We start from the raw sequence: 25,512 nt of genomic DNA, 5'->3' as shown, positions 1-25,512 counted from the left end.
CAATCAGATAAATGCTGAGAATAAAAAGCGCGGGAATGGTTCGATCGGCAGTGCGTCACCAACCTCTGCATACGGCTTACGTGGGGGCCTATTTGCGCCGCTCAAGGCTCTGCGCGAAGGCTTTCAGTGTTTGCGGGGGCACTTCCCCCACCGCCGTGAGCCACCAGTCCTGGATGCGCCGCGTCAGCGTCTGGGTCGCGCCGCTTGCGAACAGGCCTTCCTGGACGTGCCGCTGGCGGTCATAGGCTTCGACGAACAGCGAGACCGACGCGAGGCCGTCCGAGAAAATCCATTGCATCGTGCCCTCGGGCGCCGGCGCGCCGGAGCCCGGCCGCTTGTAGCAGCTGATCGGCTTGAAGCCGGCCACGGCGGCCTTGAGCTGCCAGCCTTCCGCGCCGGCCGTGGTCTTCGCAGCCTCGACCTTCTCGATGCGCCAGCCGTCCGTGGCCGCCATCATCTGGCTGAGCTTGTCGATGCGCACCGGCGCATCGAGCTGGAGTTCGGAGAAGGCCGCCTGCTCGAGCACGTTGCCCTCGGCATCTACCGTCTGCAGCTTGACCACCAGACCGGTTTTCTTTTCGCTCCAGATGCGATAACCAAAGCGCAGGTTGTCCTTGGGGGCGAGTTGCACCACGTCGGTTTCGAAGCCGGCAACCCGGTCTGCACCGACGCGGCGGGCCGCATAGAACTCGGGGATCGACGTTTCGCTGGACTTCAGCAGATCGGGGAACAGGCCAAGCGATTCCCTCTTTTCGGTGCGCGCGATGCGGCTTTCCGGCAGGAAGGTCACCACTTCGTCATTGCGCCTGAAGGTGGAGCGCGGCGCACCCGTCAGTGACTCGACCCGCTCGACTTGCAAGTCGCCGTCGCAGGCGTGCCAGATGCGGGCACTGGCCATGCCGGTATTGGACGACACCACGAAGGTGCCCACATAGCTGCGAAGACGTGAAGCCTCGTGCATGCGCATCAGCCACTCGCTGATGCTGCGCTCCGCATACTTCCCATTGGCCGGCGCCGCCTGCTGGACCGCAGGCCCCGAAGGGGCGGGTTGGGCCGACGCCAAGCCCATGGCAGCCAGTGCCCACAGGCCGGCGGCGATCAGTTTCGACTTACCGATATCTGCCATGCGCGTTGCGCCGCCTCAGCGGTTGGGCCCTTCGAACGTGGCGTTGCGAAGAAAGCCCGCCGGCATCTGCAGGGCGGACGCGCCGCCGAGCTGGCGATGCGCAGCCAGGAACTCATCCAGCCGAGGGTCGCGGATCATGGCGCCGCGCTCGCTGCCTGCGAGCACCGTGCCGCCCGCGCTGCCCGCCAGCTGCCCCTGCTCGGGCTTTCCCGCCAAGCCGCCCACCACGGTCCAGCCGATAGCGGCCACCGCCGCAAACGAAGCAAAGCCGGCCACCAGCTTCCAGCGAAAGCTGGAGTCATTGGCAGCTTCTAGCCGTGGCGCGGGCTCGACCCGCGCCGGCTGCTGCCGGGCAGCAGCCATCCTTTGCTCCTCCTGGAGCCGCAACTGCAACCGACTCATAAACACCGTCGGCATGGTGCCCGCAGCCAGTTCGCCGGAGCGCAGCACGTCGCCAATGAGGTGATAGGTGTGCCACGCCTCCCGGGCCGCGGGGTCCAAAGCCGCGGCTTCGACGCCCCGAGCGAAAGCCTCGCCCCGCAACTGGCCGTCCGCCAGTGCCGATATCAATTCCTGCGTTTGCATTTTTTCCATCACATCACCTCGCCCGTTCACTGCTTTGGCCGCCTTTACCAGCGCTTGCCCGACTGGTTTTCCAGCATGGGCTTGACCTTCGCCGAAATCGCTTCGCGCGCCCGGAAAATCCGGGATCGCACGGTGCCGATCGGGCAATTCATCACTTCCGCTATCTCTTCGTAGCTCAAACCCTCGATCTCGCGCAGCGTCACCGCCTGGCGCAACTCTTCGGGCAGGGCTTCCATGGCCGAGTTGACCGTGGCTGCAATTTCCTTGGCGGCCAGCACCGTTTCCGGGGTTTCCGCGGTGGTTAGTTCGTTCTCCACGGCGGAAGTTTCATCTTCGTCGTCGCCGCCGCCTCGAAGGGCGCTTTCCGAGACCGTTGGGTCGCGCTTGAGGTCAACCAACGCCTTCTTGGCGGTATTGACCGCGATCCGGTACAGCCACGTATAGAACTGGGCCTCGCCGCGGAACTGGGCCAGCGCCCGGTAGGCGCGGATAAACGTCTCCTGGGCGATGTCCTCCACCAGGTCGGTGTCGCGAACCATGCGTCCAATCAGCCGCTCTATCCGGCGCTGGTACTTCAACACCAGCAACTCGAACGCCTTCTGGTCGCCCGCCACGGTGCGCTCGACCAGCATCAGGTCGGTATCGGCGGGCGTGCGGGAGTCGGGAGGCGCTTTTGTCATGGTTTCACTGCGGGAGACTGTTCCTGCCGCAGCGCCTGCGGTCTGGCGCGCGAATATACAGCACGGCGCAGGTCTTCCCAGCGTTCGGGGTGCCTGGCGCGCTCCAGCCAGAGCCATCGCACAACCTTGCCGCCGGTAAAACGCAGAAGCAGCCAGCGCTGCAGATCCAGGCCGACCTCCAACGAACCCGCGGCCTCCTGCCCGGCCGCCGACCAATTCCAGTTTTCACCGTCCCAGCTGAAGTCCCCCGGGGGCGCACGCCACCAATTCCTGGCCGCACACAATCCCGCGAGCAGCACCAGCGCCGCCGAAGCACCCACTTGCCAGCCCGGCGCCCGAACCTGAACCGACCACAACGCCACGCCGGCCGCGCCCAACAGCCAGATGACCAGCAAAAGCGTTGCCGCGAAACGCGAACGCCCCACCGGATAACTCACCGATGGGGCGCTGTGCATGGAATGCGAAATGCCAAGTTATGAGAGGCGTTTGAAGACCAGGGTACCGTTGGTGCCACCGAAGCCGAAATTGTTTTTTACCGCCACGTCGATCTTCATGTCACGCGCCGTGTTGGCACAGTAATCCAGGTCGCATTCAGGGTCCTGGTTGAAGATATTGATCGTGGGCGGGCTCTTCTGCTCGTGCACGGCCAGTACGGTGAAAACCGATTCGATGCCGCCGGCGCCGCCAAGCAGGTGGCCCGTCATCGACTTGGTGGAGTTGACCACCGTCTTTTTTGCCGCATCGCCCAGAGCCGCCTTGATGGCGTTGGTCTCGTTCAGGTCGCCCAGCGGGGTGGAGGTGCCGTGGGCGTTGAGGTAGTCGACCTGGTCGGCGTTGACCCCCGCATTGCGCAGCGCGTTGAGCATCGCACGACGCGGCCCATCGATGTCCGGTGCGGTCATGTGAAACGCGTCGGCGCTCATGCCGAAGCCCGAAAGCTCGGCGTAGATCTTGGCGCCGCGGGCCTTGGCGTGCTCGTACTCTTCCAGCACCAGCACTCCGCCGCCTTCGCCCAGCACGAAGCCATCGCGATCCCTGTCCCAGGGGCGGGACGCCGTCTTGGGATCGTCGTTGCGAGTGGACAGTGCGCGGGCCGAGGCAAAGCCCCCGATGCCCAGCGGAGAAATAGCAGCCTCTGCACCGCCTGCAACCATGACGTCGGCGTCGCCCGATTCGATCATGCGGGCCGACAGGCCGATGGCGTGCAGGCCCGTCGTGCAGGCCGTGACGACCGCGATGTTCGGGCCCTTGAAGCCGTATTTGATCGAAACGTGGCCCGAGATCATGTTGATGATCGAGGCCGGTACGAAAAATGGCGAAATGCGGCGCGGGCCGCGATTGGTCAGCTCGGCGTGCGTCTGCTCGATCATCGGCAGGCCGCCGATGCCGGCGCCGATGTTGCAGCCTATGCGCGTTGCCAGTTCGTCGCCCAGGGCCTCACCCGTGGGCAGCCCACTGTCAACCACCGCCTGGCAGGCAGCCGCCAACCCCAGGTGAATGAAACGGTCCATGTGCCGGGCTTCTTTTTCGGGGATGTAGTCCACGATGTTGAATCCCTTGACCTCGCCCGCGAACTTGCAGGCGAAGTTGCCCGCATCGAACTGGGTGATGAAGTCAATGCCGGGCTTGCCGGCCAGCAGGTTGGCCCACGACTCCGCCACCGTGTTGCCCACGGGGCTGACGCAACCCAGACCGGTTACTACGACGCGCCGCCGACTCATTTCTCGTCAGGCCTTTTGATGGGCGTTGGCGTAATCGATGGCGTTCTGCACCGTCGTGATCTTCTCGGCGTCCTCGTCCGGGATCTCGATGCCGAACTCGTCTTCGAGCGCCATCACCAGTTCCACCGTGTCGAGCGAATCGGCACCGAGGTCTGCCACGAAGGCTTTTTCGCTGGTGACCTGGGACTCTTCCACGCCGAGTTGTTCGGCGATGATTTTTTTGACACGTGCTTCGATATCGCTCATGGTTCCCTCAAAGGGTTGTAAATGAATCCGCGATTTTAGCGTCTAGAGGCTTCTTGCCCCTGTAGGCCATTGCCGGGCGGATAAACCGGCGTTGATTGTTCTTCAGGACATGTACATGCCGCCGTTGACGTGGATTTCCTGTCCCGTCACGTAGCCGGCCTCGGGCGACGCGAGAAACGCCACCGCATGGGCTATATCGCCCGGCTTGCCAAGGTGGCCCAGGGGAATCTGTCCCAGCAATGCCTTCTGCTGCTCTTCGGGCAGCCCGGCCGTCATGTCGGTTTCGATGAATCCGGGCGCCACGCAGTTGACCGTGATGCCGCGGCTGCCGAGTTCGCGGGCGAGCGCGCGGGTCATTCCCGCGACACCGGCCTTCGCGGCTGCGTAGTTGGCTTGGCCCGGGTTGCCCGACGAACCGACCACCGAGGTGATGCTGATGATGCGCCCGTAGCGTTGCTTCATCATGGCGCGCATCACTGCCCGGCTCATGCGGAACACGGCCTTGAGATTGGTGTCCAGCACCGCGTCCCAATCCTCGTCCTTCAAGCGCATGGCCAGCATGTCGCGGGTGATGCCGGCGTTGTTCACCAGTACTTGCAGGCCGCCGTGTTCCTTGGCGATCGTGTCCACGAGAGCCTGCCCCGCCGCCGCGTCATTGACGTCGAGCGTGGCGCCCTTGCAGCCAGCGTGGGCCGAAAGTGCCTCCGTGATCCGGGCCGCACCCTCGTCGGTGGTGGCCGTCCCTATCACTTTCAGCCCCCTTTGGGCCAGCTCGAGCGCGATCGCCGCGCCTATGCCCCGGGAAGCCCCGGTGACCAGGGCCACTTGACCTTCAAAAGACGAACTCATGCCAGCAGCCCTTTCGCTTCGGCCAGGGTGGCAGGGTCGTACAGCGCGACGCCCGTCAGCTCGGGATCGATGCGCTTGCACATGCCCGCAAGGACCTTGCCCGGGCCGCACTCGACGATCGTGGTGATGGCCCGCGCTTTGATGGCCTGGACGCACTCGACCCATCGCACCGGGCCGAAGGCCTGCTCGTAGAGCGCCGAGCGGATACGGTCCGGGTCGGTTTCGACCTGGACCTCGATGTTGTTGATGACCGGGATCTGCGGGGCGGCGAACGCAGTGGCCACTAGCTTTTCCCTGAGCTTTTCAGCCGCCGGCTTCATCAGGCTCGAATGGAACGGTGCCGAAACCGGCAGCGGCAAGGCCCGCTTGGCGCCACTGGCCTTGAGCATTTCGCAGGCTTTCTCGACGGCGGCTTTGCTGCCCGCGATGACGGTCTGGCCGGGATCGTTGAAGTTCACCGCCTCCACCACTTCGCTGGTGTTCACACCGAAGCTGCGCACAGCCTCAGCGCAGCCTTCGATCACACTCTGCGCATCCATACCCAGGATGGCCGCCATCGCGCCCGTGCCCACCGGCACCGCATCCTGCATGGCCTGGGCACGGAAGCGCACGAGCGGTGCAGCCTGGGCCAGTGTGAGAACGCCCGAGGCGACCAGTGCCGAATATTCACCCAGCGAGTGGCCCGCCATCACTGCGGGAGCCGCGCCGCCTTCAGCGCGCCACGCCCGGTAGGCCGCGACCCCGGCAACCAGCATCACCGGCTGGGTGTTGGTCGTCAGCGCCAGCGCTTCCTTGGGGCCTTCACGGATCAGCTTGGCGATGTCTTCGCCCAGTGCGTCGCCTGCTTCCTGCAGTGTCTGGGACACGGCCGGATGATCGCCCCAGGCATCCAGCATGCCCACGGATTGCGAGCCTTGGCCCGGAAAGACGAATGCGAACGGTTTCATGCGCGGTTACAGAAAATGGAATGAATGGACTTGCGTCGAGCGCGGCGCGCTAGAAGTCCAACAGGACGGCGCCCCAGGTGAAACCGCCACCCACGCCTTCGAGCATGAGCGTGTCACCCTTTTTGATCTTGCCGCTGCGCACCGCTGCATCCAGCGCCAGCGGAATCGATGCAGCCGAGGTGTTGCCATGCTCGTCCACAGTGACGACCAGTTTGTCCAGGGGCAGTTTCAGCTTCTTGGCCGTGCCCTGCATGATGCGGATGTTGGCCTGGTGCGGAATGAGCCAGTCGATGTCGGCTTCGGTCTTGCCGGCCTTGGCCAGCGTGGCGCGCGCTGCTTCTTCGAGCACGCCCACGGCCAGCTTGAACACCGCTTGCCCGTCCATCTTGAGCAGCGGATCGCCCAGCACCTTCCCGCCGGCAACGGTGCCGGGCACGCAAAGAATGCCCACGTGCTTGCCGTCGGCATGCAGGTCGCTCGCCAGGATGCCCGGCGTATCGGACGCCTCGAGCACCACCGCGCCCGCACCGTCGCCGAACAGCACACAGGTGGTGCGGTCGTTGAAATCGAGGATGCGCGAGAAGACCTCGGCGCCGATCACCAGCGCCTTGCTGGCGGCGCCGGTCTTGATCATGGAGTCGGCGATGGTGAGCGCGTAGACGAAGCCGCTGCAGACGGCCTGTACGTCGAAGGCGGGGCAGCCGGCGATACCCAGCTTGTGCTGCAGGATGCAGGCCGCCGAGGGGAAGATCATGTCGGGCGTGGATGTGGCCACGATGATCAGGTCGATCTCTTCGGCGCGCACGCCTGCCGCCTCCAGGGCCTGGCGGGCGGCTTGGACGCCCAGGTCGCTGGTGCTGGCGTCAGCAGCGGCAAAGTGGCGGGCCCGGATGCCGGTTCTCTCTACTATCCATTGGTCGGACGTTTCCACGCCCTTGGCCGCGAGTTCGGTGGCCAAGTCGGCGTTGGTCACGCGGCGCGGGGGCAGGTAGCTGCCGGTGCCGGTGATGCGCGAGTATTTTTTCATCGATCAGATCACGACAGCGTCCAGGGGCGATACCTCGGCTTCGCTGGCTGCCAGCAAGGGCCTGGCATGGGCGATGCGCGCCTGGACGCGATCGAGCAAGTTGTTTCGGGCCGCATCATACGCGCGGTTCAGGGCCTGTTCGAAAGCGAACTCGTCTGCCGAGCCATGGCTCTTGAACACCAGGCCGCGCAAGCCCAGCAAGGCTGCGCCGTTGTAGCGGCGGTAGTCAACGCGGTTTTTGAAAGCCGATAGAACCGGATAGACGACGATTGCCGCGAGTTTGGTCAAGGCGTTGCGAGAAAATTCTTCCTTGAGGAAGCCGCCGATCATCGAAGCCAGGCCTTCGCTGGTCTTCAAGGCGACATTGCCGACGAAGCCGTCGCACACCACGATATCCGTCGTGCCCTTGAATATATCGTTGCCTTCCACGTTTCCGTAGAAATTCAAATCGCCGGAATTAGCAGCCGATCTCAGCAGTTCGCCTGCTCTTTTGATCATCTCGCTGCCTTTGATGACCTCTTCGCCGATGTTTAACAATCCCACCGACGGGGCTTCGACGTGCTTGAGGGCCGACACCAGGGCCGAACCCATCACCGCGAACTGAAGCAAGTGTTGCTCGGTGCAATCGACGTTGGCGCCGAGATCCAGCACCGTGGTGGCCGAACCCTTGGCATTGGGGAGCGGGTAAGCGATTGCGGGGCGATCGATGCCGTCCACCGTCTTGAGCAGGTACCGCGCCAGCGCCATCAGCGCCCCGGTGTTGCCGGCCGAGATGGCGGCCTGCGCGTGGCCGTCCTTGACTTGCTGGATGGCCACCCGCATCGAGGAGTTCTTCTTGCGGCGCAGCGCCACTTCCACCGAATCGTCCATGGCCACCACTTCGGAGGCGTGGACGATGCGCGCGCGCGGGTGGTTCAGCGCCTGCAGGCTGTCCTGCGCGCCTACCAGCAGCAGCTGGGCGTCGGGTTGATGTTCGAGGAACTGCCGGCAGGCAGCAAGCGTGACGCGAGGGCCGTGGTCGCCCCCCATGCAATCGACAGCCAGAGTAGTCATGGCTTAGGGCCTGTTAGCACTGTTTTTGCCAGTGCGAACATGCTTAAAACCGCGCCAATCCAGGCGCGCGAGGACGCCAAGGCTGGCCGCCTTGGCTAGGAGCGTAACGACGAGTGGCGCGGTTTTAAGCATGTTCCCTTCGGGTTGCGGCCAAAAAGGCCATGCGCCGCGTTGCGAAGCCTTGCCGGGGTGAGGCCCCGGCCGCGTTTCGCGCCTTGCGCATGACCTTTTTGACTCGCAACGCATCTGGCAAAAACAGTGCTAACAGGCCCTTAATGTAGAGCGAATCGGCCCGGGCAAAACAAAGGCCCGCACTGCGCCGCAGCCGGGCCTCATAGCCGGGAGAACCTGGATCAGGCTTCGTTCTTGGTTTTGAGCACCTTGCGGCCACGGTAAAAGCCGGTGGGGCTGATGTGGTGGCGCAGGTGGGTTTCGCCGGTGGTGGGCTCCACGGCGATGCCCGGCACGACGAGGGCGTTGTGCGAGCGGTGCATGCCGCGCTTGGACGGCGATTTCTTGTTCTGCTGGACGGCCATGATGGGCTCCTGGATCAAAAGGCCTTGCGCGGGGCGCAAGGCAGCTAAATGGGCGGGATGCGTTGGTGAGGCACCGACGCGAAGCCCATGATTATAGCCCAACCTAGGATTTGCGCGACTTGAGCTTGCCAAGCATGGCAAACGGGTTCTCGCGGCGGCTGGACGAGCCTTCGAATTCCGCATCGGCGACGGCCAGCTTGACCGGTTCGGGGCAAATTTCGTGGCGCGGCGCCAGGGGCAGCTCCATCAGCAGTTCGTCCTCGACCAGTTCGACCAGGTCGAAGCTGCGGCTCAGGGCCAGCACGTCCTCCTCGGATTCCTCGTCCTGCGCAGCGGCCATGTCTTCATCGGGCACGAAGCGAAACGACCGCTCCACGCTCACGGCGACCTCCACCGGCCCCAGGCAGCGCTGGCAAGTCAAGGGAAGTACGGCGTCGGCCTTCAGGTGCAGCCAGACCTCGGGGTGGACGTGGCCGGCATTGCGCAGTTCCGCGGTGGCCGACCAGGTGACCGGCAACTCGGCGCCACGCCCCTGGGTTTCGGCCATCAGGCGCTCGTGTTTTTGCACCGGCTGCTCGCCGCTGATCGTCCCGCCGTTCTCGGCGAAGCCCTTCACATCCAGGCGGCGCGCCGCAAACTCTCTGCTCATGGGGCCAGTGTAAGAGAATCGGGCCATGTCCGAGGCCCCCCTCCCCCTTCAAAAGCGGCCGCTCGTGCTGGGCTCGAGCTCGAGTTACCGTCGTGAGCTGCTGTCGCGCTTGAATCTGCCCTTCCAGGTTTCCGTACCGGACGTGGATGAGACGCCGCGCCCCGGTGAGTCTCCCAGGGAGCTCGCATTGCGGCTGGCCCTGGCCAAAGCTCATGCCGTTGCGGCCAAATTCCCGCAGGCTGTGGTGATCGGCTCGGACCAGGTGGCCGACCTGGATGGCGAGCCGCTGGGCAAGCCCGGCACGCATGAAAGAGCCGTAGCCCAACTGCGTCGCATGCGCGGACGCAGCATCGTGTTCCAGACCGCCGTCGCCGTGGTGTGCGAAGAAAGTGGCTTCGAGCAGCTGGAACTGGCGCCCGTCACCGTTCGCTTCCGCGAACTCGGCGATGCCGAAATCGAAGCCTACCTGCGCGCCGAGCAGCCCTACGACTGTGCCGGCAGCGCCCGCAGCGAGGGGCTCGGCATCGCCTTGCTCGACGCCATCGAAAGCGACGATCCCACGGCCCTGGTCGGCCTGCCACTGATACGCACCTGCCGCATGATCCGCGCGGCCGGTGTGAAAGTGCTGTGATGGGGGCGCCCACCGGCCGGCTTTACCTCGTCCCGGCTCCGCTCGATTTCGGCTGCGCCGTCCAGGCGCCACTGGCCGACGTGATGCCGGCAGGCACCTTGGCGGCCGCGGCGAGGCTGACCCACTGGATTTGCGAGAACGCCAAGTCGGCGCGGGCCTACCTGAAGCGAATCGACGAATCGCACCCGCTCGCGCTGCCGATTCGCGAGCAACAGATCGTCGAACTGCCGCGCGAGGTTCACAAGAAAGGCGATCATGAAGGGGGTTTCGACGCCACGGCGCTGCTCGCACCCACCCTGCAAGGGCGTGACGTCGGCCTGCTCAGCGAGGCCGGGATGCCGGCGATTGCCGACCCGGGTTCGTCGGTGGTGCGGGCCGCGCATGACCTTGCTGTTCCCGTTGTCCCCCTGGTCGGGCCCGTTTCCCTGCTGCTCGCGCTGGCGGCAAGTGGCCTGAACGGCCAGAATTTCGCGTTCGTCGGTTACCTGCCTCAAGATGCCGCGCAGCGAGCGCAGCGCATCAAGGAGCTGGAATCACTGGCGTCCAGGACCGGCCAGGCCCAGCTGTTCATCGAAACGCCTTATCGCAACGCGGCGATGTGGGACAGCCTGCTCAAGACGCTGCAGCCGCCCACCCGCCTGGCGGTAGCCAGCGGGCTGACCCTTCCCGAGGGCTCTACCCATAGCAGGCCGGTCAAAGCGTGGAAGCAGCAGGCGGTGCCGGTAAGGAACGACACCCCGGCTGTGTTCGCCATCGGGCGCTAGGCCCCTAGGGCTCAGCGAAGGGCGGGGACCGTCTTGAGGGCGCGCATCGCGCCCTCTCCGACCGCGGCGCCGAACTTCTTCGCCAGGCGCTCCGCCACGTTGTCGCGGCGGGTGTAGTCCACCACGTCCTCGGCTTTTACGATCTCGCGTGCCACGAAGTCCAGGTTGCCCAGCTGGTCGGCCAAGCCCAATTCGACGGCTTGCTGGCCGGTCCAGAACAACCCGCTGAACAGTTCGGGCGAGTCCTTGAGGCGTTTGCCGCGACCGGCCTTCACCACGTCGATGAATTGCTTGTGCACCTGGTCCAGCATGCCCTGGGCGAAGACCCGGTGCTTTTCGGTCTGGGGGCTGAACGGGTCCAGGAAGCCCTTGTTCTCGCCCGCCGTCATCAGCCGGCGCTCCACGCCCACCTTCTCCATGAGGCCGGTGAAGCCGAAGCCATCCATCAGCACACCGATGCTGCCCACGATGCTGGCCTTGTCCACGAATATGCGGTCCGCGGCAACGGCGATGTAATAGGCCGCCGAAGCGCAGGACTCTTCGACCACCGCGTACACCGGCTTCTTGTGCTTGGCCCGCAGGCGCTTGATCTCGTCGTTGATGATGCCGGCCTGCACCGGGCTGCCGCCCGGCGAATTGATCAGCAACACCACGGCCTGGGCGCCGGTATCTTCGAAGGCGCTGCGCATGGCGGCGATGACCGATTCAGCGCTGGAGTCGCCCTCCGAGTCGATTTCCCCCTTGATCTCGATCACCGCCGTGTGCGGCAGCGTCTTGTCGGCATGGGTCGGGCCCCTCCCCATCAGCGCCCACAAAAGGAACACGAAGAAGGCCAGCCAAGCCAGCCGGATGAAGCTGCGCCAGCGGCGGGCGGTTCGCTGCTCCTGGAGCGTTGCGAACATCAGTTTCTCGAAAGTGGCGCGCTCCCAGCCTGGCGGCGCCGGTTCGGGCGGTTGCGATTCGTTCATGATTTCTTAAAAGAGGACGGGTTTGAGGTTGTAGGCAGTATGCCAGTGCACTACGCCGTGTTGCTCGGAGAGCTCAATTTTTACCAGGCCGCCCCGGCACGGGCCGCCTGCGCACTCGCCGGTATCGGGCTGGTACACCGCTCCGTGCGTGCCGCACAGCAGCCAGCGCCCGGTATCGTCGAAGAAGCGATTGGGCTGCCAATCCAATTCCATGGCCACATGGGCACAACGGTTGAGGTAGGCGTGCACCCGGCCCTGGTAGCGGATCGCGAATGCGCGGCAGGTCTGGCCCCCGAAATTCACGTCGAAGGGCACGGCCTCACCCCCGTCCACTAGGTCGGCGGAGTTGCAAAGAGGCAGTGCTTCGTCCATCGCTCTCAGGCGTTTTCCAGCAACCAGCCGCGCAAGCCGGCCACCGTGTGCGCGACAAAAAGGGGCTTCAGCGGCTCGAACTCGCCAGGCTCATGGGCGCCGTAGCTCACGCCCACGGCGGGGCATCCGGCGTTCAGGGCCATCTGCAGGTCATGCGTGGTGTCACCGACCATCAGCGTGCGCCGCGGCTCGGTACCGAATTCGCGCATCAGCTCCTGCAGCATCAGCGGATGGGGCTTGCCCTCGGTCTCGTCGGCGGTGCGCGAACCATCGAACACGCCCTTGAGCTGCACCGTGCGCAGCACTTCGTCGAGCCCGCGGCGCGACTTGCCGGTCGCCACCGCCAGCCAGTGATGGCGCGCCTTGAGTTCGTCCAGGAGGGGCAGCACGCCGTCGAACAGGCTCAGGTCGTTCTGGTGCGACGTGTAGTGGTGCCGGTACCGCGCACCGAGTTCCGGGTACTTTTCCTTGGGCACGTCCGGCGCCGCGTGCGCCAGCGCCTGCATGAGGCCCATGCCGATCACATAGGCAGCCGCCTTGTCCGAGGGCTTGCTGCCGCCCACATCGACCACGGCGCGCTGTATGCAGCGCACGATGATCTTGGTGGAATCGAACAGCGTGCCGTCCCAGTCGAAGGCGATCAGGTCAAACTGGCGGGGGCGTTGCGGTGGCATGGTCGGCAAACTTCTTGAGTTCCGGCGGCATCGCGGCAAGCAATTCGATGCGTTCGCCGGAGTCGGGGTGGTTGAACTGTAACCGCCACGCGTGCAGGAACATGCGCTTGAGCCCGCGTTTTTGCAAGGCCTTGTTGAGCTCGAAGTCGCCGTACTTGTCGTCGCCGGCGATCGGGTGTCCCTGGGAAGCGAGGTGGACGCGGATCTGGTGGGTGCGGCCGGTCTTGATGGTGACCTCCAGCAGCGTGAAAGCAGGGACCTGGATGCCAGCCTGCGCCGGTATGACATGCCTGACCTTGACCAGGGTGATCGAGCGCATCCCGTCCGGGTCGTCCTTGGCGACCACCTTCACCCGCCGCTCGCCGTCGGCCTGCAGGTATTTGTGCAGCGGGACGTCGACAACCTTCTTGTTGGCGGGCCAAGCGCCCACCACCAGCGCCAGGTAGGTCTTGCCGGTTTCGCGCTCGCGGAACTGGTCCTGCAGCTTTAGCAAGGCCGAGCGCTTCTTCGCCACCAGCAAGATCCCGGAGGTCTCACGGTCGAGCCGGTGCACCAGCTCGAGCAGCTTGGCGGCGGGCCGGGCCTGGCGCAGCTGTTCGATCACACCGAAGCTCACGCCGCTGCCGCCGTGCACCGCCACCCCGGCTGGTTTGTCGATGGCGAGCAGGTGCTCGTCCTCCAGGAGGACAGGAAATTCCCGCGCCGGGGCCGGCTTTTCCAGTTTCTCCGCGACTTTCTCCGAAATCCGCACCGGGGGCAGGCGCACCATGTCGCCGGCCGCGACCCGGGTGTCGGCCGCCGCCCGGCCCTTGTTCACCCTCACCTCGCCGCTGCGGATGATGCGGTACACGTGGGTCTTGGGCACGCCTTTGAGCTGGCGGATCAGGAAGTTGTCGAGCCGCTGGCCGGCGGATTCTTCGTCCACCTCGACTAATTTGACCTGCGCGCTTGCAGGGGGCTCTGGGCCCCCTATAATGTGTTTCACTAGCGTAACGCTGTAAGTGGTTGATTTGCCTTGGAGTTTAGTCCACGCACTGCCACCGGCCACGCTGGAAGGTCGATGCCACCATCGTCCCCCGCGCGCAGATCGCCAGCCAGATGCTGGCGGTGGCCCGCCAAGGCGATGGTCAAGCCGGCACTTTGAAACACTTACGGAATACCAGTCCGCCAGCCAACGCTTGGCGGACGGACTAAAGCGAGAAACCCCGTGTTGATGGCGATCCTCATGGCCTGCTGGCGGTGGCTCACAGCCCCCGCCGAAGGCTTGGCGTCGCCGCCAGTCCGCGCCCCGCGGGCTCTACACGCCACAGTTCTTGTGGCACTACGGGGCAGCCGTTACGGCACCCCGTTCCTCGCCCCCCTCCACGCGCCCTTGCCCCGCCTGCCGAGTTAACACCCGGCAGCCGCGTCGCATACCCGGCAATTCCATCCGTTTCGAAGCGTCCGTCAGGCATCGTTGACCCGTCATGGGTCTGTGATGTTTTATTTGACAAAAAGAAGGTGACGCTATGAAGCGGATGCTGATCAATGCCACGCAGGCGGAAGAACGCCGGCTGGCAATCGTCGATGGACAAAAACTCCTCGACTATGAAATCGAAATCGAAGGGCGCGAACAGCGCAAAGGAAATATCTACAAGGCCGTGGTGACGCGGGTCGAGCCCTCGCTCGAAGCCTGCTTCGTGGACTACGGCGAAGACCGCCACGGCTTCCTGCCGTTCAAGGAAATCTCCAAGAGCTACTTCGCCCAGGGCGTTTCGGTTTCCCAGGCTCGCATCAGCGACGCCATCCGGGAAGGCCAGGAACTGCTGGTCCAGGTCGAGAAAGAGGAGCGCGGCAACAAGGGCGCCGCCCTCACCACCTTCGTCTCGCTGGCCGGCCGCTATGTCGTGCTGATGCCCAACAACCCGCGCGGCGGCGGCGTGAGCCGCCGGATCGAGGGCGACGACCGGGCCGAGCTGAAGGAGAACATGGACCAGTTGGAATATCCCAACGGCATGTCCATCATCGCCCGCACCGCCGGCATCGGCCGCAGCGCCCCCGAACTGCAGTGGGACCTGAACTACCTGCTCAAGCTCTGGAACGCCATCGACGGCGCTTCCAAGGGCGGCAAGGGCGCCTTCCTGATTTACCAGGAATCGTCGCTCGTCATTCGCGCCATCCGTGATTACTTCAATCACGACATCGGCGACATCCTGATCGACACCGACGACATCTACGAGCAGGCCCAGCAGTTCATGGCCCACGTGATGCCCGAGCATGCGGCCCGCGTGAAACGCTACCGTGACGACGCTCCGCTGTTCAGCCGCTTCCAGATCGAGCACCAGATCGAATCGGCCTACGCCCGCGAAGTGAAGCTGCCCTCGGGCGGTGTGGTCGTGATCGACCACACCGAAGCGCTGGTCTCGATCGACGTCAACTCGGCCCGCGCCATCAAGGGCGGCGACATCGAGGAAACCGCGACCCGCACCAACCTGGAAGCCGCGGACGAAGTGGCGCGCCAGATGCGCCTGCGCGACCTGGGCGGCCTGATCGTCATCGACTTCATCGACATGGAAGAGTCGAAGAATCGCCGCGAGGTCGAAAACCGCCTGCGCGACGCCCTGCGGCAAGACCGCGCCCGCGTGCAGTTCGGCACCATCAGCAAGTTCGGCCTGATGGAAATGAGCCGCCAGCGCCTGCGCCCGGCCCTGTCCGAAGGCGCTTCGATCCCCTGCCCGCGCTGCGGTGGCCACGGCCACATCCGCGACACGGAAAGCTCGGCGCTGCAGATCCTGCGGATCATCCAGGAGGAGTCGATGAAGGACGGCACGGCCGCCGTGCACGTGCAAGTGCCGGTGGAAGTGGCTTCGTTCCTGTTGAACGAGAAGCGCACCGAGATCGCCAAGATCGAACTCAAGCAGCGCCTGAACGTGATCATGGTGCCCAACAAGACGCTGGAAACGCCGAATTACCGGCTCGAGCGCCTGAAGCACGACGACCCGCGCCTGGACAACCTGCAGGCCAGCTACCACATGGCCGAGGAAATCGAAGACCCGACCACCGTCACCCGCCGCACGCACGAGCGCGCCAACAAGCAGGAGCCCGTGATCAAGGGCGTGCTGCCGGACGCGCCGGCACCGATCGTGGCGCCCAAGCCCGAACCCGTCAAGGCCGAGCCGGTTGCGAAAGCACCCGCAGCCAAGGCGCCGGCACCGGCGCCGACGCCCGCAGCCGCGGAGACTGGATTCACGGCGTGGATCAAGGGCCTGTTCGGCCTCGCACCGGCCGCCGTGCCGGCACCTGCGCCCGTCGTGGCCCAGCCCAAGAAAGAAGAGCGGCGTGAAGGCCGTGGTGAAGGCCGTGGCGAAGGACGCGAAGGTCGCGGTGATGGCCGCCGTGGCGGCCGTGGCGAAGGACGAGGCCGCGACGGCGAACGCCAGGGTGGACGCCGCGGCGATGGCCGTGGTGGCGAGCCGCGCCGCGAACGCGCACTGGCGGAAGGCATTGAAGGCCAGCCGCCGCGTACTCCCGAAGGCGGCCGCCAGGGTGAGGGTGACCAGCGTCGCGGCGAGCGCGGCGAAGGCCGAGGCGACCGCGGACCGCGCGAGGGCCGTGAGGGCCGCGGTGACGGCCGCGAACGCGGGCAACGCGAGCGCAGGGAACCGGACGGCCGCGCCGGCGTCGACGGCGCAATCCCCACGGTGCAAGCCGGTGCCGAAGGCGCCACGGCCGAGCAGCGCCAGGAACGCCCGCCTCGCGGCGAGCGCAGTGAACGCGGCGAAGGCCAGCGCGAGCGTGGTGAACGCGGTGGTCGCGGACGCGGCGAGCGTCGCGGCGAACGCGGCCCGCGCGAGCAGGCTCCGGCCAACCAGGCGGACGAAGTTGCCGCACTGGCAGGCGCTGCCACTTCGGTGGGCACTGTCGCCGACATGCGCGACCATCAAGCGCCGGCGGCGGATGCGGTGCTCGAGTCCCATACCCACCAGGACGCAGGCCGCAGCGAGCCGGAAGGCGAAGAGCGCCGTGAACGCCGTTCGCGCGATCGTTATGGCCGCGACCGGCGCGAGCGCCAGCCGCGCGACGAAACCGCTCCAGCCGCCAACGAGGCTACCGACGCCGTCGGCGGCGAGGTGAAGGAGGTTGCGGCCGAAGAGCGGACCGAACGGCTGCGCTATCCCACCGGCTTCGTGACGGAGGAAGTGCAAGCCGCGCCGCAAGCGTACGCGCCGCAGCCTCAGCCGCAGACGCCGCCGCAAGCGGCGCCCCAGGCCCCGCGCGCGACCGTTGCGCAGGCTCCCAGCCCCGCCCCGGCCGCCAAGGGCCTGCCGAAGGTCCAGGCCTTCGAACTGCCCGTGTCGGAGCTGGCGCAGGTCGCCGAAGGCTCGGGCCTGCAGTGGGTGAATTCCGATGCACAAAAGATTGCTGCCGTGCAGGCGCAGATCGCTGCGGAACCCCGGCCGCCGCGCGTGCCGCGCGAACGCCCGGCTCCTATCGTGATCGACGAAGGCCCGCTGGTGCTGGTGGAAACCAAGCGCGACTTGCAGGGCATGAAGCTGCCGTTCGAGCAGGGCACTTTGCCGCTGCAATAACCCGGCGATAAGCCTTAAGCGCGCGGTCCGGTGCTAGTCGCTGGCCGCGCGTTTCCACGCCTGGGCCGCAGTTACGTGGTCGCCACGTTCTTCGGCCAGCAGCGCCAGCGAGCGCCAGGCATTGCGATGCAGTCGCACGTCCCGCAGGCCCATGGCCGCCTGGCTCATGTGCTGCTGCGCCTTGCCCCACAGCTGGCGCTTCATGCAGGCCATGCCGGCGAGGTATTGCAACGTGGCATCGCGCGGATTCGCCTTTTGCGCTGACTCGATGCGGGCCAGCCAGGCGCCATCGAGGCTGTCCAGCCCGGCTTCCAGGGCGCGCACCAGCTTGACCTTCAACGCATCGCCCAGCTCGCCCTGCTGCTCCCATACCGGCAGCAACCAGTCGCGCGCCAGGTGCGCGTCGCCGCCCAGCGTGGTGAGGCGCTGCGCCGCGTGGATGGCCAGCTCCGGCATCCGGCGCTCGGCCGGCTCCAGCGAATCCCAGGCGCGCTGCAACTGGGCCACGTCGTGTGCCCCGTTGAGCAGGTCGACCGCCAGGCCGCGCACGATGCTTTCTGCGGCGCTGCTTGAGAACGCCCGGTGCTTGGACAGCAAGCGCGCGGTCTCCAGCGCTTCGGCAGTCTGGTGTGTCAGCCGGGCCGCCTTGAGTTTCATGCGCAAAGCCAGCGTGCGGCGGGCCGCGCCTTGCGGCAAGCCCTTGAGCCAGGCCATCGCGGCGTCGGGCTCACGGTCGTCCAGCGACCAGCGGGCCGCCCGCATCAAGGCCCCTTCATGTGTTTCCTGGGCGTCGCGCGACGAAGTCTGCTCGAGCGCCTGCTTGAGATGCTCTTCCCGCGCGGCTTTGTCCTGAAGGGCCTGCGCACTTTCGGCGGCCAGCAGGTGCGCCAGGGTGCGCACTTGCGCCGCGTTGGCCGGGCGCTGGCCGCCGTTGCTCAGCGACCTTTCCTGGCCCAGCGCCATCTCGGCGGACTTGCGGGCGCGGATGAAGCGCCCGGCCAGCAGATGCGATAGGCCATCGAGCAGGGAGCCGTGCATGGCGCGCTCTTTTTGCTGGGAGCGCCAGCGCAAGGCCTGGCGCGGCATGTCGAACAGCGCTGCCAGCGCGCCCAGTGCGGCATGCAGGAACGCGAAAGCCGCGAACAGCAGCAACAAGACCAGGTTGAGTGACAGGTCGACACGGTACGGCGGCCAGAACAGCGTCACCGTTCCCTGGTTGTTGCCTGCGAACAGGGCGATGGCGACGGCGACGCCGAAGAGGGCCAGGAGCCAGAGAGCGACGCGCAACGGCTTACCTTCCAGCGGCCGCGGTGGCCAGCACCGCAAGCGTTTCGTCGATACGCGGCAGTTCGACCGCGCGCAACTGGTCGTGCACCTGCTGCAACTGGGCGGCCACGGCCTGGGTCTTGCGCGCCGACGGGTCGAAATACTTGCGCAAAGCCGTCGTTGCCGTGGTCACGTCGGCCCGCGCCGAATCCGTCTGCCGCGACAGCAGCGCGAGGCGCGCATTGAGCAGCGTGAGCTTGAGGTTCTCGCGAATGAAGAAGGCCTGGTCCGGCGCCAGCAGCACCGCCTCGGGCTGGTCGATGCGGCTGACGCGCACCAGCCCTCGAGCCTCCTCGCGGACCTCCGCCAGGGCGCGCTCCCACCAGCGAAGCGGCGCTGCCGGCTCCTGCTTGCGCGCGCCGGCCGCGACACGGGCGTTGGGTACCGCATTGGCCAGCGGGAGCTCGTCGACCTGGCGTGCCAACTCGTCCAGCCTGAGCAGCAGGCTGGGCACGTCGGTGGTGCCGGAGGACTTGATGCGGTCGATGTCGCGGGCGACCGCGGCACGTACGCGCGAAAGCCGGGGCTGGCCCGAGCGCTCCAGGCGCTGGTCGGCGCTGCGCAGCGCAGCCAGCAGCGGCTCGACGCTGCCGGTAGCCTGGGCCTGCTGCTGCGCCAGGCGCAAGGCTGCTTCGATATCGACCAGCATGTTCTCGTCACGGGAGCGCGACATGCTTTGCACCAGCTCTTCGATCTGCGAGCGCTGCAGCGCCACCTCGCTGAGCCGGGTATCGGCCAGCGCCTGGCGCGCGGCGGTTTCCCTCGCCAGCTCCTGAGCCTGCCGGGCCATGGACCGGGCTTCGATCGCATTGGTGCCGGCGTCGGCGCTTTGCCGCGCCAGCTGCTCCTGGATGTTCGAGAGCTTTTGCCAGAGCATGGCGCTGGCCGCCAACGACAGTGCGGTGACGGCCAGGAAAACATACATGAGGCCACGCGGCACCGCCGGGCCCTCAGGGGCTAGCACGGGCGCTTGCACCGCCGGCTGCGCAAGCCCCAGCACGGGGACTTGGCTTGGGGCGTCGGTTGGACTCGAGGGCTCGGAACTCATCGAAACGATTCTAGGGCCGTCGCCACGGCGTCCAGGGAAGGTCGTGACTCGCAAACAACACCGAACCCCGCCAGACGCGCCGCCTGCGCGATACGCGGGTGCGTCGCCAACGCCCGGGCCTGGACCCAATCTTGCGCCGGCAGCAGGCTCCGCAGGTTGGCTATCCCCTGCGAACTGCTGAACAGCCACACACCCTGGGTTGCGCCAAGCAAGGCAAAGGCGCGCTGCGCCTGGCTGAACACAGGTGGCGCGCGAAGATAGGCGGCGATGGCCTGCACCTCGACGCCTGCCGCGCCCAACTGCTCAGCCAGCCAGTCGCGCCCCCCACCCTTTCCGTCCGCCTCCTCGCCGCGAACGATCAGTATGCGATCGCCCGCGCCCAGTTGGCCCGCCACCCGTTGCCACAAGCTTTCGGAATCGAATTGCGCGGCTTGCGGCGAAGGCGTATCGACCAGGGCAACATCGACACCGGCCTCCACCAGCGCGTGAGCGGTCCCGGTTCCGGGTGCCCAGGCACGCGTATGGCTGGGCCAGGACATGCCCGCGGGCCGATGCGCAAAAAAATGGCGCACCGCGTTGCCGCTGACGAACATGACGGCGCGATAGCGATCGAGTTGGCCCCAGGCCTGTTGCAGCGCCCGCGATGCAGGCGCTGCAACGATGGCGATCAAGGGAAGCGCAATGGCATCGAAGCCGCGCTGGCGCAGCTGCTCGACCCATAGTGAGGCCTCGGCTTGCGGGCGGGTCACCAGCACCTGCATGGCGCCGGCGTCTCAGTGGGCGCCGGCGGCGCGCAGCCGCGCCGCGACTTCCGTGCCCAAGTCGCCGGCCTGCGCCAGGTTGGCCGCGACGGCAGCGGCTTCCGCCCGCACCAAAGCGGCCGGGCGATCCGGATCGCCCCATGCGGCGCGCAGCTGAAGGTGCTCACCCGAGAGCGTCGCAAACGCCGCCAGCGGCATGGAACAACTGCCGCCCATGGCGCGGCTCACTGCGCGTTCGGCAGCGACCGCCAACCAGGTCGCCTGGTGCGCCAGCGGTGCCAGCAACTCCAGCAGGTCGGCGCGGCCCGTCCGGACCTCGATGCCCAACGCCCCCTGGCCCGCAGCCGGCAGCATCTGCTCCGGCTCGAAGACCTGGCGAATGCGCTGGCCCAAGCCCAGCCGTTTGAGGCCCGCCGCCGCCAGCACGATGGCGTCGTATTGACCGTCGTCCAGCTTGCGCAGGCGCGTGTCCAGGTTGCCGCGAAGCGGCTCGATCTTCAGGTCGGGACGCAGCGAGCGCAACAGCACCACACGGCGCAGGCTGGAGGTGCCCACGACGGCGCCCTGCGGCAATTCGTCCACGCTTGCGAATCTGCTGGAAACCAGGGCGTCGCGGGGATCTTCGCGCTCCATCACGCAGGCCAGCGCAAAGCCCTCCGGCAGTTCCATGGGCACATCCTTGAGCGAATGCACAGCAAGGTCGGCACGGCCTTCTTCCAGCGCGACTTCCAGTTCCTTCACGAACAGGCCCTTGCCGCCGACCTTGCTCAAGGACCGGTCCAGGATCTGGTCGCCGCGCGTGGTCATGCCCAGCAGCGACACCTCATGGCCGCGCTGCTCGAGCAGCGCCTTCACATGTTCGGCTTGCCACAGCGCGAGACGGCTTTCGCGGGTTGCGATGACTAGCTTGCTCAATCTCGTAACCTGTTTGTAATGCTTGGGGAGTAGTCGATGCTAGCATGCATGCTGCCGAAAAATTAAGCAGCCCCCGAGGAGAAACCATGTCGACCGCCCCGGAATCGCCCTCACGGCGAGCCAAGGACAACGAACGCCCCCTGGTGGAGGACATCCGCCTGCTGGGACGCATCCTGGGCGACGTGATCCGCGAGCAGGAGGGCGACGATGCCTTCGAGCTGGTCGAGCGCATTCGCAAGCTCTCGGTGTCTTTCCGCCGCGATGCCGACCACGAGGCAGACAAGGCGCTGAAAAGCCTGCTGAAATCGCTTTCCGGCGAGCAGACGGTGAGCGTGATCCGCGCCTTCACCTACTTCAGCCACCTGGCCAATCTGGCCGAGGACCGGCACCACATCCGCCGCCGCGCCATCCATGAGCGGGCCGGCGACACGCAGGAAGGCAGCATCGAAGTGGCGCTGGCCCGGCTGCGCTGGGCCGGCATCGCCGCCAAGACGGTGTCGCAGACCTTGGCGCAAAGCTATTTGTCCCCGGTACTGACCGCCCACCCGACCGAGGTGCAGCGCAAGAGCATCCTCGACGCCGAGCGCGACATCGCCAACCTGCTGGCGGGCCGCGACGAGGTCAAGGCCCGCGCCCTGCCCAAGGACGCGTTGGCGCCGCGCGAGCTGGCGGCGAACGAGGCCCAGATCCGTGCCCGCGTATTGCAGCTGTGGCAGACACGCCTGCTGCGCTTCACCAAGCTCACCGTCGCCGACGAGATCGAGAACGCCCTCTCCTACTACGAGGCCACCTTCCTGCGCGAGATTCCCAAGATCTACGCCGACCTGGAGCGCGAGCTGGGCCAGCACCCCGTAGCAAGCTTCCTGCGCATGGGCCAGTGGATAGGCGGCGATCGCGACGGCAATCCCAACGTCAGCGCGCAAACGCTGGAGTACGCGTTGCGCCGGCAGTGCGAGGTGGCGCTGCGGCATTACCTGACCGAAGTGCACTACCTGGGCGGTGAGCTCTCACTGTCGGCGATGCTGGTAGGTGTCACGCCGCAAATGCGGGCGCTCGCGGACAGCTCGCCGGATGCCAACGAGCATCGGCTGGACGAGCCCTATCGCCGCGCGCTGGCGGGCATGTATTCGCGCCTGGCCGCCACGCTGAAGGAATTCACCGGCGGCGACGCCGCGCGCCACGCCATCCCGCCGCAAAACCCCTACCTGCTGGCCGAGGAGTTCCTCGCCGACCTGCACACGATCGAAGACTCGCTGCTGGCCCACCACGGCTCGGCGCTGGTGCAGCAGCGGCTGCATCCGCTGATTCGCGCGGTTCAAGTATTCGGCTTTCATCTTGCGACGGTGGACCTGCGGCAAAGCTCGGACCAGCACGAGGCGGTGATCGCCGAGCTGCTGGCTGTGGCGCGGATCGAACCCCACTACGGCAAGTTGCAGGAAGCCGCACGGCGCGCATTGCTGGTGAAGCTGCTGGCGGACGCGCGGCCGCTGCGCGTGATCGGCGGGCACTACTCGGAGCACACGCGCGCGGAGATCGCGATCTTCGAAACGGCCAAGCGGATGCGCGAGCGATTCGGCGCGCAGGCGATCCGCCACTACATCATCAGCCACACGGAAACCGCCAGCGACCTGCTGGAGGTGCTGCTGCTGCAAAAGGAAGTGGGCTTGCTGCAAGGCACGCTCGACGACAAGGCGACGGCCGACCTGATCGTCGTGCCCCTTTTCGAAACCATCGACGACCTGCGCAACGCGGCGCCGATCATGCGCGAGTTCTATGCGCTACCCGGCATCGCGAAACTGGTGCAGCGCTCGGGCGCCGAGCAGGACATCATGCTGGGCTACAGCGACAGCAACAAGGACGGCGGCATCTTCACCAGCAACTGGGAGCTGTACCGCGCCGAGATCGCGCTGGTGGAGCTGTTCGACGAACTGGCCAACTCTCATAACATCCAGTTGCGCATGTTCCATGGCCGCGGCGGCACCGTGGGCCGCGGCGGCGGCCCCAGCTACCAGGCCATCCTGGCCCAGCCGCCCGGCACCGTGCGCGGGCAGATTCGGCTCACCGAGCAGGGCGAAGTGATCGGCTCGAAATACGCCAACCCCGAGATCGGCCGGCGCAACCTGGAAACACTGGTTGCCGCCACGCTGGAGGCGACGTTGCTGCAACCGACCAAGACGGCGCCCAAGGCGTTCTCGGTGGCCGCCGAAGCGCTCTCGCAGGCGAGCATGGCCGCCTACCGCGCCCTGGTCTACGAGACCCCGGGATTCACCGAGTACTTCTTCGGCTCGACGCCGATCCGCGAAATCGCCGAGCTGAACATCGGCTCTCGGCCCGCATCGCGCAAGGCTTCGCAGCGCATCGAGGACTTGCGCGCCATCCCCTGGAGCTTCAGCTGGGGCCAGTGCCGCCTGACCTTGCCGGGCTGGTACGGCTTCGGCACGGCAGTGCACGAATTCCTGACCGCCAATCCCCATCAGGACCGGCGCGAAGCCCTGGCCCTGCTGCAGAAGATGTACAAGCAATGGCCGTTCTTCCGGGCCCTGCTGTCGAACATGGACATGGTGCTGGCCAAGAGCGATCTGGCGCTGGCGTCACGCTATGCCGAACTGGTGACCGATGTGCGGCTGCGCAAGCGCATCTTCGCCACGATCGAAGCGGAGTGGCATCGGACGGTGGAGGCGCTGCAACTCGTCACGGGCGAGAAGCAACGCCTGGCGACCAACCCGGCCCTGCAACGCTCCATCCGCCATCGCTTTCCGTACATCGATCCGCTGCACCACCTGCAGGTCGAGTTGGTGCGCCGCTACCGCGAGGGCAAGCTCGACGACCGGGCCCGGCGCGGCATCCACATCTCGATCAACGGGATCGCGGCGGGGTTGCGCAACACCGGTTAGGTGCCGAGCAGTTCCCCCACCGGCTTCAGGTCGTCGACGCGGTCGCAGATGGCCTTGACCACCATCAGGATGGGAATGCCCAGCAACAAGCCCCAGACGCCCCAGAGCCAGCCCCACCCGAGGACGCCGATGAAGACCGCCACGGGGTTCATGCGGCTGGCCCTGCTGGTCAGCAGGGGCACCAGCAGGTTTCCTTCCACGGTGTTGATCAAAAGCGACATCCCGGCCACCGCCAGCGCCATGTTGATCTCGCCGAACTGCAGGAATGCGACCAGCGCGGCCGCGCCCGTGACCACGATGGAACCGATGTAAGGCACGAGATTCAGGATGCCCGCCGCGATGCCCCAAACCACGGCGTGGTTCAGCCCCATGGCCCAGAACGCGAGGCCCGTGGTTATTCCCACGACGACGCTTGCCAGCAGCTGCACCAGCAGATAACGCTGGATCTGGGTGGTGATCTCATCCAGCGCCTGCACGGTGATCTTCTTGTTCGACAGGCTGGGGCCGGTGATCTTCACCAGCTTGCGCCTGAAGGTATCACCCGACAACAGCAGGAAATAGGTAAGGAAAGTCACCACCACGATCTGCCCGATCAGGCTGGCCAGGCCGATGGTTCCGTTCCAGAGGTGATCGCGGATGTCGAAGCGCGGCTTCTCGATCATCACCCGCTGAACGCCCCGGGTGGCCGGGGCGACGGCGCTGGCTTCGTTGGCCGCCTGCTCGAGCTGGTCGGCCGCTTTTTGGACCGTGCTCAGGGTGTCGGTGCGGTCGCCGCGTACCCGCACCGAGTCGCGAAGTTTCTTGGCTGCCGCAGGCAGGGACTCCAGCAACTGGTTGGCATCGTCGCTGAAGGCGTAAACCGAGCCGGCAGCGCCGCCGAGCATTCCGAGGATCAGCACCGCCGCGCTAATGGCGCGCGGGATACGCCAGCGCTCAAGCGTGTCGACAATGGGCGACAGGGCATAGCTGAACATCAAGCCGAGCATCAGCGGAATGAAGAAGGGGCTGGCCCACTTCAGGGCGGCCAGCACGGCCAGCACGGCGAGCAACACAAGCGTCGCGCTGCGCACGTTCACCGGCACGTGCAGCAGCGCGTGCGAAGGATCCTCGGGGTCGGCGGCCATTGGGGCGGCGACGGGAGGACCGTAGTTGTCTGGTTCGTCCATGGATGC

The 25,512-nt window shown here is 66.2% G+C and carries 25 protein-coding genes; 4 read left to right on the top strand and 21 right to left on the bottom strand.

What is annotated here, in order from left to right; genetic code table 11:
- Positions 1-88: 88 nt before the first annotated feature.
- The 12 genes from HNE04_RS11205 to HNE04_RS11150 form a co-directional block, all read right to left on the bottom strand.
- A complete protein-coding gene (locus HNE04_RS11205; RefSeq protein WP_172218835.1) occupies positions 89-1,126 on the bottom strand; it encodes a MucB/RseB C-terminal domain-containing protein in 1,038 nt (345 codons plus the stop codon).
- Between the two features lie 15 nt (positions 1,127-1,141).
- Positions 1,142-1,720 (bottom strand): sigma-E factor negative regulatory protein, encoded by a 579-nt coding sequence (locus HNE04_RS11200; RefSeq protein WP_172218833.1) that lies wholly within the window; start codon positions 1,718-1,720, stop codon positions 1,142-1,144.
- Positions 1,721-1,755: 35 nt separating this feature from the next.
- On the bottom strand, positions 1,756-2,391 hold the full coding sequence (rpoE, locus tag HNE04_RS11195; protein WP_172218831.1) for an RNA polymerase sigma factor RpoE: 636 nt from the start codon (positions 2,389-2,391) through the stop codon (positions 1,756-1,758).
- The gene (locus HNE04_RS11190) at positions 2,388-2,846 is read right to left on the bottom strand and encodes a hypothetical protein (protein ID WP_172218502.1); all 459 of its coding nucleotides are present in this window, start codon (positions 2,844-2,846) and stop codon (positions 2,388-2,390) included. Before HNE04_RS11190 ends, rpoE begins: the two co-directional genes overlap by 4 nt.
- 18 nt (positions 2,847-2,864) lie before the next feature.
- Positions 2,865-4,112, bottom strand: coding sequence for a beta-ketoacyl-ACP synthase II (gene fabF / locus HNE04_RS11185; RefSeq protein ID WP_172218829.1), 1,248 nt, complete (start codon positions 4,110-4,112; stop codon positions 2,865-2,867).
- A 6-nt stretch (positions 4,113-4,118) separates the two neighbouring features.
- Positions 4,119-4,358 (bottom strand): acyl carrier protein, encoded by a 240-nt coding sequence (acpP, locus tag HNE04_RS11180; RefSeq protein ID WP_153585007.1) that lies wholly within the window; start codon positions 4,356-4,358, stop codon positions 4,119-4,121.
- Between the two features lie 102 nt (positions 4,359-4,460).
- Complete coding sequence (gene fabG / locus HNE04_RS11175; RefSeq protein ID WP_172218827.1) at positions 4,461-5,207, bottom strand: 3-oxoacyl-ACP reductase FabG; 747 nt, start codon at positions 5,205-5,207, stop codon at positions 4,461-4,463.
- Complete coding sequence (gene fabD / locus HNE04_RS11170) at positions 5,204-6,154, bottom strand: ACP S-malonyltransferase (RefSeq protein WP_172218825.1); 951 nt, start codon at positions 6,152-6,154, stop codon at positions 5,204-5,206. Before fabD ends, fabG begins: the two co-directional genes overlap by 4 nt.
- Positions 6,155-6,203: 49 nt before the next feature.
- Entirely contained in the window at positions 6,204-7,181 is a 978-nt protein-coding gene (locus tag HNE04_RS11165) for a beta-ketoacyl-ACP synthase III (protein WP_172218823.1), read from the bottom strand.
- 3 nt (positions 7,182-7,184) lie between these two features.
- On the bottom strand, positions 7,185-8,234 hold the full coding sequence (gene plsX, locus HNE04_RS11160) for a phosphate acyltransferase PlsX (protein WP_172218821.1): 1,050 nt from the start codon (positions 8,232-8,234) through the stop codon (positions 7,185-7,187).
- Positions 8,235-8,587: 353 nt separating this feature from the next.
- Positions 8,588-8,770 carry a 50S ribosomal protein L32 gene (gene rpmF / locus HNE04_RS11155; protein ID WP_168110083.1) on the bottom strand — a complete coding sequence of 61 codons (183 nt, stop codon included), beginning with the start codon at positions 8,768-8,770 and terminating at the stop codon, positions 8,588-8,590.
- Positions 8,771-8,873: 103 nt separating this feature from the next.
- Positions 8,874-9,419: a YceD family protein gene (locus tag HNE04_RS11150; protein ID WP_172218819.1), complete on the bottom strand. Its 546-nt coding sequence runs from the start codon at positions 9,417-9,419 to the stop codon at positions 8,874-8,876.
- Between the two features lie 25 nt (positions 9,420-9,444).
- Here HNE04_RS11150 and HNE04_RS11145 point away from each other — a divergent pair, with 25 nt between their 5' ends.
- On the top strand, positions 9,445-10,050 hold the full coding sequence (locus HNE04_RS11145; protein ID WP_172218818.1) for a Maf family nucleotide pyrophosphatase: 606 nt from the start codon (positions 9,445-9,447) through the stop codon (positions 10,048-10,050).
- Positions 10,050-10,814, top strand: coding sequence for an SAM-dependent methyltransferase (locus tag HNE04_RS11140; RefSeq protein WP_172218816.1), 765 nt, complete (start codon positions 10,050-10,052; stop codon positions 10,812-10,814). Before HNE04_RS11145 ends, HNE04_RS11140 begins: the two co-directional genes overlap by 1 nt.
- A gap of 11 nt (positions 10,815-10,825) precedes the next feature.
- Here the strand turns inward: HNE04_RS11140 and HNE04_RS11135 are convergent, their stop codons facing one another.
- The 4 genes from HNE04_RS11135 to HNE04_RS11120 are packed head-to-tail and all read right to left on the bottom strand — an operon-like array spanning position 10,826 to position 13,813.
- On the bottom strand, positions 10,826-11,782 hold the full coding sequence (locus HNE04_RS11135) for a S49 family peptidase (RefSeq protein WP_172218814.1): 957 nt from the start codon (positions 11,780-11,782) through the stop codon (positions 10,826-10,828).
- A 6-nt stretch (positions 11,783-11,788) separates the two neighbouring features.
- Complete coding sequence (locus HNE04_RS11130; protein WP_172218812.1) at positions 11,789-12,154, bottom strand: Rieske (2Fe-2S) protein; 366 nt, start codon at positions 12,152-12,154, stop codon at positions 11,789-11,791.
- A gap of 5 nt (positions 12,155-12,159) precedes the next feature.
- Positions 12,160-12,828 carry an HAD family hydrolase gene (locus HNE04_RS11125; RefSeq protein WP_172218802.1) on the bottom strand — a complete coding sequence of 223 codons (669 nt, stop codon included), beginning with the start codon at positions 12,826-12,828 and terminating at the stop codon, positions 12,160-12,162.
- Positions 12,800-13,813, bottom strand: a complete 1,014-nt coding sequence (locus HNE04_RS11120; RefSeq protein WP_172218800.1) for an RluA family pseudouridine synthase — start codon at positions 13,811-13,813, stop codon at positions 12,800-12,802. Before HNE04_RS11120 ends, HNE04_RS11125 begins: the two co-directional genes overlap by 29 nt.
- A gap of 523 nt (positions 13,814-14,336) precedes the next feature.
- Here HNE04_RS11120 and HNE04_RS11115 point away from each other — a divergent pair.
- Positions 14,337-17,396, top strand: a complete 3,060-nt coding sequence (locus tag HNE04_RS11115; RefSeq protein ID WP_172218798.1) for an Rne/Rng family ribonuclease — start codon at positions 14,337-14,339, stop codon at positions 17,394-17,396.
- 33 nt (positions 17,397-17,429) lie between these two features.
- Here HNE04_RS11115 and HNE04_RS11110 read toward each other — a convergent pair whose 3' ends face one another.
- From HNE04_RS11110 to hemC, 4 genes are read right to left on the bottom strand one after another with little or no spacing between them, the layout of a single operon-like run.
- The gene (locus HNE04_RS11110) at positions 17,430-18,683 is read right to left on the bottom strand and encodes a heme biosynthesis protein HemY (RefSeq protein ID WP_172218796.1); all 1,254 of its coding nucleotides are present in this window, start codon (positions 18,681-18,683) and stop codon (positions 17,430-17,432) included.
- A 4-nt stretch (positions 18,684-18,687) separates the two neighbouring features.
- Positions 18,688-19,770, bottom strand: coding sequence for a uroporphyrinogen-III C-methyltransferase (locus HNE04_RS11105; protein WP_172218794.1), 1,083 nt, complete (start codon positions 19,768-19,770; stop codon positions 18,688-18,690).
- A complete protein-coding gene (locus HNE04_RS11100) occupies positions 19,767-20,531 on the bottom strand; it encodes a uroporphyrinogen-III synthase (protein ID WP_172218792.1) in 765 nt (254 codons plus the stop codon). The genes HNE04_RS11105 and HNE04_RS11100 overlap by 4 nt, the downstream gene beginning before the upstream one ends.
- 12 nt (positions 20,532-20,543) lie before the next feature.
- On the bottom strand, positions 20,544-21,446 hold the full coding sequence (gene hemC / locus HNE04_RS11095; RefSeq protein WP_172218790.1) for a hydroxymethylbilane synthase: 903 nt from the start codon (positions 21,444-21,446) through the stop codon (positions 20,544-20,546).
- 86 nt (positions 21,447-21,532) lie between these two features.
- Here hemC and ppc point away from each other — a divergent pair, with 86 nt between their 5' ends.
- On the top strand, positions 21,533-24,340 hold the full coding sequence (gene ppc / locus HNE04_RS11090; protein ID WP_172218788.1) for a phosphoenolpyruvate carboxylase: 2,808 nt from the start codon (positions 21,533-21,535) through the stop codon (positions 24,338-24,340).
- On the opposite strand, the gene HNE04_RS11085 is transcribed toward ppc, so the two are convergent.
- Positions 24,337-25,506: an AI-2E family transporter gene (locus HNE04_RS11085; protein ID WP_172218786.1), complete on the bottom strand. Its 1,170-nt coding sequence runs from the start codon at positions 25,504-25,506 to the stop codon at positions 24,337-24,339. The genes ppc and HNE04_RS11085 overlap by 4 nt on opposite strands.
- Between the last annotated feature and the right edge of the window lie 6 nt (positions 25,507-25,512).

The organism is Caenimonas soli (assembly GCF_013155545.1).
In the GTDB taxonomy this organism is placed as follows: Bacteria; Pseudomonadota; Gammaproteobacteria; order Burkholderiales; family Burkholderiaceae_C; genus Ramlibacter; species Ramlibacter soli.
Note: the sequence above shows the minus strand (reverse complement) of the source record. Positions and strands in the feature narration are given on the sequence as shown.